At 57.1% G+C, this 2,258-nt stretch carries 1 tRNA gene and 2 rRNA genes (1 of these 3 only partly in view); all 3 read right to left on the reverse strand.

From position 1 onward, the window contains the following. Positions 1–360, reverse strand: a 23S ribosomal RNA gene (locus NDI79_RS23460) (its annotated part extends 2,507 nt beyond the left edge of the window); the annotation flags it as partial. Between the two features lie 228 nt (positions 361–588). Beyond that, positions 589–660: transfer RNA gene (locus NDI79_RS23465), tRNA-Ala, on the reverse strand. Positions 661–779: 119 nt separating this feature from the next. After that, positions 780–2,252 (reverse strand): 16S ribosomal RNA (locus NDI79_RS23470). Positions 2,253–2,258: the final 6 nt, after the last annotated feature.

Raw genomic sequence — 2,258 nt, forward strand, 5'->3', positions numbered from 1 at the left:
GCGCTTACGATACGGGGTTGTCACCCTGTATCACGCTCCATTCCAGGAGACTTCTCGTAAGGTTGAGAGCCGTTATAGGATGTCCGTACACCACATTTCCTTGCGGATTCGGTTTGGACTGTGTCGCGTTCACTCGCCGTTAGTAACGACATCTCGGATTGATTTCTGTTCCTGTTCCTACTAAGATGTTTCAATTCGGAACGTTCCCTATTGCGCGATGGCAATTGTTGAAGGGATTCCCATTCGGAGATCCTGAGTTCTTCGCTTCCATGCAGCTTCCTCAGGCTTATCGCAGCTTGGCACGTCCTTCGTCGGCTCTCGAGCCGAGCCATTCACCAGCCAGTACAGTAGCCAGTTACAGTTGTTATCGGACGTCCACGTGTCCCGTGTGAACGGGTTCAGTGGGCGTCTGGATTGCACGCGTACATACGGTCGTCATTGAACGTCCGGAGGGTGTGATATGTTCCGGAGCGTCCGTCGAACCCTTCCTATCCGCGCTCTCGCGGGATAGTGCATCAGTTCGTGGGATTTGTACGAAACCCTCGCTCCCACTTAAGGGGAGCGATTCGTTCGTATGCTGTCCCAGTATGGACCCGCTGGGATTTGAACCCAGGGCTTCCTCCTTGCAAAGGAGGTGCTCTGCCGCTGAGCTACGGGCCCGTGTTAGCCTTGGTAGTTCTAAGGTGCCCGTTCGGTTGGGTGGTGTCGAGCGGTCGAACGGAAGCGGCACGCGAATGTGCCAAAGGTGGGCTGGGCGCGTCGGCCCAGTCCCGATCGTTAGGAGGTGATCCAGCCGCAGATTCCCCTACGGCTACCTTGTTACGACTTAAGCCCCCTTGCGAAGCCCAGATTCGACCATCTTGCGATGGCCTCATCCGGACCTCACTCGGGTGCTTTGACGGGCGGTGTGTGCAAGGAGCAGGGACGTATTCACCGCACTCTTCTGAAATGCGATTACTACCGAATCCAGCTTCATGAGGGCGAGTTTCAGCCCTCAATCCGAACTACGACCGAATTTCGGAGATTAGCGTTCCCTTTCGGGGTTGCAACCCATTGTTTCGGCCATTGTAGCCCGCGTGTAGCCCAGCTCATTCGGGGCATACTGACCTACCGTTGCCCGTTCCTTCCTCCAGTTTGGCACTGGCAGTCCTCCTAATGTACCCAGCCAGTCGGAACTGCTGCTGGCAATTAAGAGTGCGGGTCTCGCTCGTTGCCTGACTTAACAGGACGCCTCACGGTACGAGCTGACGGCGGCCATGCACCTCCTCTCTACAGCTCGTGGCGAGGTCATCAACCTGACCGTCATTACTGTAGTCGGAGCTGGTGAGATGTCCGGCGTTGAGTCCAATTAAACCGCAGGCTCCTCCGGTTGTAGTGCTCCCCCGCCAATTCCTTTAAGTTTCATCCTTGCGGACGTACTTCCCAGGCGGTTCACTTCTCGGCTTCCCTACGGCACAGCACAGGCTCGTAGCCTGTGCCACACCTAGTGAACATTGTTTACGGCTAGGACTACCCGGGTATCTAATCCGGTTCGAGACCCTAGCTTTCGTCCCTCACTGTCGGATCCGTCTTCTCGAGGTGCTTTCGCCATCGGCGGTCCGTCCAGGATTACGGGATTTCACTCCTACCCCGGACGTACCCCTCGAGCCTTCCGGTCCCAAGCCGTGAAGTTTTCGCCGGACGCCCATCCGTTGAGCGGATGGATTTCCCGACGAACTTTCACGGCCAGCTACGGACGCTTTAGGCCCAATAAGATTGGCCATCACTTGAGCTGCCGGTATTACCGCGGCGGCTGGCACCGGTCTTGCCCAGCTCTTATTCGAGAACCGCCTTACGGTTCTCAAAAGCGAGGACTATATGCCCTCGCACTCGGAGTCCCCTTATCGCACTTGCGTGCAGTGTAAAGGTTTCGCGCCTGCTGCGCCCCGTAGGGCCCGGAATCTTGTCTCAGATTCCGTCTCCGGGCTCTTGCTCTCACAACCCGTACCGATTATCGGCACGGTGGGCCGTTACCCCACCGTCTACCTAATCGGCCGCAGCCGCATCCTGCAGCGCCGGAGCGTTTGATGATCTCGGCTGTTCCAGCGTGAGATCGGTATCGCGGATTAGCCTCAGTTTCCCGAGGTTGTCCGTGTCTGCAGGGTAGCTTGGCCACGTGTTACTGAGCTATCTGCTGCGAGTCTGAACTCGCGCAACTAGCATGGCTAAGTCGGACTCCGATAGCAATGGCCTCCGGCAGGATCAACCGGAATGTTCCC

It is taken from the genome of Halogeometricum sp. S3BR5-2, assembly GCF_031624635.1.
Classification (GTDB): Archaea; Halobacteriota; Halobacteria; order Halobacteriales; family Haloferacaceae; genus Halogeometricum; species Halogeometricum luteum.